A 5,337-nucleotide genomic window follows, 5' to 3' on the forward strand; every position below is an offset into this window, starting at 1 on the left:
GCGCCGATGGCGCCGCGGACCAGGTCGTCCCACATGAACCAGAAGCGGTCCTGTCCGGGCGTACCGAAGAGGTACAGGATCAGGTCCTGGTCCAGGGTGATGCGGCCGAAGTCCATCGCCACCGTCGTGGTGGTCTTGTCCCCGGTGTGCGTCAGATCGTCGATGCCCGCGGACGCGGACGTCATCACGGCTTCGGTACGCAGCGGATTAATCTCCGAAACGGCACCGACGAACGTGGTCTTACCCACGCCGAAGCCCCCTGCCACCACGATCTTCGCCGAGGTAGTGGAGCGGGCTGCTCCGCCGCTAGAGCTTGCGAAGTCCACTGAGCACCCTTTCGAGCAGTGTCACATCTGGCTGGCCGCCGGCGGACTCGTCGCCGCCGGGCTGATGGATAGCGACGAGTCCGGCCTCTGCCAGGTCGGCTACGAGGATCCGGGCAACGCCGAGCGGGATCGAGAGCAGTGCCGAAATCTCGGCGACCGACTTGATCTCGAAGCACAGTCGGCAGATCCGCTGGTGCTCGGGCAACTGCCCTTGCAGCCGGGACGGATCGGCCGTGGTACTGACCAACGCCTCAATGGCGAGTTGGTAGCGCGGTCGGGTCCGGCCGCCGGTCATGGCGTACGGACGGACCAGCGGATTGTGCGCGGCCGGTGCGGCCGGATCGGGGGCCTGCCGCGGCTGTACAGGCTGAATGCGGGGCGACTGGGGCGAGTCGTAGCGGTGCGGCCGCTGCGGAGGCCACCCGGGACCCTGCTGGGCGCCCTGCGGCGGCTGCTGATAAGGCTGATACGGCTGATACGGCTGCTGTGCGCCCTGCCTGCCGGGTGTGGAGGGGAAGTTGAAACGATTGTCCCCGTGCTCACCCGGCACGTTCTGGCCACCGTCGTACCGGTGTCCGCCTGGGGGTGTTGCCACGATTCCTCCTCCGCTTGCCGGCCCCGATCCCAGTGGGTCCGCGCCACCGCACCTTATGGCTCGGTGGCGCGAAACGCACTGCCTGTTTACTAGTTAAGAAGACTTCCCTGAAGTTCGGCGCGGAGGTCCGGGGTGAGGACGCTGCCCGCACGGTCGACAAGAAGGGCCATTTCGTACCCGACCAGACCGATGTCGGCGTCCGGATGCGCGAGAACGGCCAGCGAAGATCCGTCGGAGATGGACATGATGAAGAGGAATCCGCGCTCCATCTCGACAACCGTCTGATTCACGGTGCCGCCTTCGAAGATCCGGGAGGCGCCCGCGGTCAGCGAGGTCAGACCGGAGGCGACGGCCGCCAGCTGGTCCGCGCGGTCGCGCGGAAATCCTTCGGACATGGCGAGCAGGAGTCCGTCGGCGGAGACCACCACCGTGTGCGACACCCCGGGGGTGTTGTCCACGAAGTTGGTGATCAACCAGTTCAGATTCTGCGCCGCCTGGCTCATCGGGCTCACACTAACGCTCCTGGTTGTAGGTATCACTTGTGTCCGAACCCGCGTTACGTCCCCGCAGGACGCCCCGCCGCAGGTTGCTCAACCTGCCGCGGACGTCCTCGGGGGCGCGGGAGACCTGAGGGCCGTCCTGCAGGGTCTGCTCCGCCGTGCCCTCGACCAGATTGGCCTTGGGTACCCGCCGGGGAAGTCCGGACGGGGTGACCCCGCCCGCCTTCGGCTCCCGGAGCTTCTCGGCCCGCTCCCAGCGCTCGTTGTTCGCAGAGCGCCAGTCGTCGGGGCCGTTCCCGTCCTGCTGCGCGGGCGACTGCCGCTGCTGCAGTTCCTGCTGCTGCGGCTGTTGCTGCGCGGCGGTGGGCCGGTTGTTCCCGCGGCCGGTGGGCTGCCAGTGCTGCTGGCCGCCCCGGCGCGGCAGACCGGCTTCGGTCAGCTCGGGGCCGGAGTTCGGGGCGGACCCCGGATGGTCGAAGCCTACGCGTTCCTGCGGCTCGGCGGGGGCGCTCGGGACAGATTCCGTTTCGGTCTCTGCCTGCGGCTCGTACGCGCCCTGGTAGGCGCTCTGATCCGGCCACTCGCTCTGGTGGGGCTGGGGGGCGAACTGCTCCTCGTGCGACGGCGACGGGACCTCACCGGCCGCATACGCAGCCTCCGCATAGCCGCCCTGATGAGCGTGGTCGGACTGCTCGGCAAAGCCCGTGTCACCGCGGTAGGCGTCGTAGCCGCCCTCGTACGAAGCCTGCTCGTACTGCTCCTGCTGCAGGCCCTGCTGCGGCTCCTGGGCGTACCGGTTCTCGGCGTACCCGTTGCCGGCGTACTCGTTCCCGGCGGGCTGGTTCGCGGCGTACTGCTCCTGCGGGAACTGCGGGTGCTCGCCGGCCGTCTGTGCCTCCAGCGCGGCCCGGCGCTCGTCACGCATCAGCGAGCGGCCCACCGGGTCCAGCCGTGCGGAGCCCGCCGATGGCTGCTCGTAGCGCGAGTCGTCGAAGCCGAGATCCGCCGCCGTGCGCATCTGCGGCTGATGCGGCAGCTGTTCGTAGGTCTGCTGCTGCGGAATGATCGAGGAGACGGTGAAGTCGTCCTGCGCGGCGGCCGGTTCACCACCACCACCGTGGGTGATGGCATCCGGCAACATGACCAGCGAGGTCGTTCCGGCCTGCTCGCCCGAGGGGCGCAGCTGGACCCGGATGCCGTGCCGGTCGGCGAGCCGGCCGACCACGAACAGACCCATCCGCTGGGACACTGCGGCGTCCACGGTCGGCGGGTTGGCCAGCTTGTGGTTGATGTCGGCGAAGTCCTCGGCGGTGAGGCCGATGCCCTTGTCGTGGATCTCGATCATCACGCGGCTGTCCGGCAGCCGGGTCGCCGTGACCCGCACCTTGGTCTGCGGCGAGGAGAACGTGGTGGCGTTCTCCAGCAGCTCGGCCAGCAGGTGCACGAGGTCGGTGACGGACTGGCCGTGGATCTCGGTCTCCGGCACCCCGGAGAGCTCGATGCGCTCGTACGACTCCACCTCGGAGGCGGCGGCCCGCAACACGTCGATCAGCGGGACCGGCTGGTTCCAGCGGCGGCCCGGCTCCTCGCCGGCGAGGACGAGGAGGTTCTCGCCGTTACGGCGCATACGGGTCGCGAGGTGGTCGAGCTTGAAGAGCGAGGACAGCTGGTCCGGGTCGGCCTCGTTGTTCTCCAGGTCGGTGATGAGGGTCAGCTGGCCCTCGATCAGCGACTGGTTGCGACGCGACAGGTTGGTGAAGATCGCGTTGACGTTGCCCCGCAGCATGGCCTGTTCGGCCGCCAGCCGGACCGCTTCGCGGTGCACCTGGTCGAAGGCGCGGGCGACCTCACCGATCTCGTCCCGGCTGTCGATCGGGATCGGCTGGACGCGGGTGTCGACCCGGCCGGGATCAGCCCTGGAGAGCTGGTCGACCAGCGTCGGCAGCCGCTGCTCGGCGATCCCGAAGGCGGCCGTACGCAGCCGGAGCATCGAGCGGCTCATCTGCCGGGCCATCAGCCCGGCCAGGACGAAGGCGGCCAGCAGGGCGACGATCACGACGGCGGCGTTGATGAGGGCGTCGTTCTTGGCGCTGGACGAGATGTCCGCGGCCTCGGTCACCGCCTTGTCGACGAGCTCGTCCTCGACCGTGGTGTAGCCGTCGAACTTGGCGGTGGCGGCCGCCATCCAGGTCTCGGGCGTGATGCCCTTCGCAGCCAGCTTCTCGGGCGACTTGCCCAGCCCGATCTGCTGGGCCATGCCGTCGAAGACCGAGCCGTCGACGCTGGGCGGCTCGACGAACGGGACACCCGCGGCGTCGGCCTGCTCCTTGGCCTTCTTCAGCTGCTCCGCGCCGTCGTCCGACTTGGCGGCCGTGACCTGCTCCAGCCGGGCCGCGTCGGCCTCCGTACCTCCGGAGAGGAACTCGCCGAGTGCGATCTGCTCCAGGTAGTTGTACGAGCCGAAGGCCTTGACCTGGGCATCGAACTTGGCGCTCTCCTGACTCGGACGCACCAGGAGATGCATACCGATGGAGCGCTGAAGCGATTCTGCAGCCTTGGCGAGCTCGATCGCATAAACCGTACGGCCATAGCTGGTGATGTTGCCGGTGCCCAGCCCCAGCTCGTTGCAGAACTCCATCAGGGAGTGCTGCACCTGGATGTAGCCCTCTTCCGTCTTCACCGGGTCCATGGCCTCGGCGTAGGCGGCCTTGCGCAGGTCGGGGAGCTTGGGCTCCTCCAGCCGGAACAGCTGAAGACGCCGCTCAAGGCCCTGTTTCTTCGGCAGGTCCTTCACGGCCGTGTTGAACTTGGCCGCGGCAGCGTCGGTGGTGGCCCGGACCTGGCTGACGACAGCGGCGTCACGCTTGTTCGACAGCAGAGGCTGTGCGGTGAGGTCACGCTCATTGAGGAGCGCCTGGCCGTACACGGAGGCCGCGTGCACGATCAGCGCGGTCTTCTCGGCGTCCTGCGCCTCTCGCCAGGTGTCGATCGACCCCTTCACCTGGAAGCCGCCCATGACCAGGCCGACCAGCACCGGGATCAGGAGGATCGCGTTCAGCCGGGTCGGCACCCGCCAGTTGCGCGGGGACATCCGGCTGCTGCTGCCGCCGGACGTCGCCGCCTCGGGCACACCGGCAGGCGCCGCCGCGGCGCGCGGCGGCGGGGTGAAGTTGCCCCGCTCATGCTGCGCCGCGGAGCCCTTGCTGTTATGCCTCACTCGACCAACAACCTCTCGGCGTCGGCACCTACGTTGTGCCGTTTTTTGTTCAGGGCCGTACTACTGGGGAGTTCGTCGAATTCCAGCACGGGGACCGGCCGCGTTCCAAACAGTCGGAACCAGCCATTCCGAGTGGTACAGGCCTCAGATAAAACGGGCATAAAGAGCGAGCCCCGCCAAAAGGCGGGGCTCATGTGAGCACAGCGGCACCGATCGAATGCATCGGGTGTTGAACGCGGGGCAATTCTCTGTCGAAACGTTATGAACACGGGGGGTGGATCGTGTCAAAGGACACAGTCCACCCCCGTTTGACGACGGTAACTGCCGTATATCAATACAGACTTGCGCCTACTTCAGCCGCGCCATCAGAGCGTGCTCCACGAGCGTGATGAGGCCGCTCTTGGCATCCGAACGGTGCCGTGCGTCCGTCGTGAGAATCGGGGTGTCGGGTCCGATCTGGAGCGCTTCGCGGACCTCGTCGGGGGTGTAGGGCTGGTGTCCGTCGAAGCCGTTGAGAGCGATGACGAAGGGGAGTCCGCTGTTCTCGAAGTAGTCGACCGCGGGGAAGCAGTCGGCGAGGCGGCGGGTGTCGACGAGGACGACGGCGCCGATGGCGCCGCGGACCAGGTCGTCCCACATGAACCAGAAGCGGTCCTGTCCGGGCGTACCGAAGAGGTACAGGATCAGGTCCTGGTCCAG

5 protein-coding genes are annotated in these 5,337 nt (G+C 67.9%); all 5 read right to left on the minus strand.

Features of this window, described 5'->3' with window-relative positions; genetic code table 11:
- Nucleotides 1-326: GTP-binding protein (locus ABTZ94_RS36040; protein ID WP_187282152.1), on the minus strand; the 326-nt coding region annotated here is incomplete at its 3' end.
- Nucleotides 307-921: a DUF742 domain-containing protein gene (locus tag ABTZ94_RS36045; protein WP_351207431.1), complete on the minus strand. Its 615-nt coding sequence runs from the start codon at nt 919-921 to the stop codon at nt 307-309. The genes ABTZ94_RS36040 and ABTZ94_RS36045, both read right to left, overlap by 20 nt.
- A gap of 89 nt (nt 922-1,010) precedes the next feature.
- Complete coding sequence (locus ABTZ94_RS36050) at nt 1,011-1,424, minus strand: roadblock/LC7 domain-containing protein (RefSeq protein ID WP_351207436.1); 414 nt, start codon at nt 1,422-1,424, stop codon at nt 1,011-1,013.
- Between the two features lie 10 nt (nt 1,425-1,434).
- Entirely contained in the window at nt 1,435-4,638 is a 3,204-nt protein-coding gene (locus ABTZ94_RS36055; protein ID WP_351207434.1) for a sensor histidine kinase, read from the minus strand.
- 348 nt (nt 4,639-4,986) lie between these two features.
- Nucleotides 4,987-5,337: GTP-binding protein (locus tag ABTZ94_RS36060; protein ID WP_351207435.1), on the minus strand; the 351-nt coding region annotated here is incomplete at its 5' end.

The organism is Streptomyces sp. NPDC002785, assembly GCF_040295565.1.
Classification (GTDB): domain Bacteria; phylum Actinomycetota; class Actinomycetes; order Streptomycetales; family Streptomycetaceae; genus Streptomyces.

Excerpts from the sequence above, each read along its gene's own strand:
- ABTZ94_RS36050 (WP_351207436.1), bottom strand. The coding sequence starts at position 1,424 with ATGAGCCAGGCGGCGCAGAATCTGAACTGGTTGATCACCAACTTCGTG.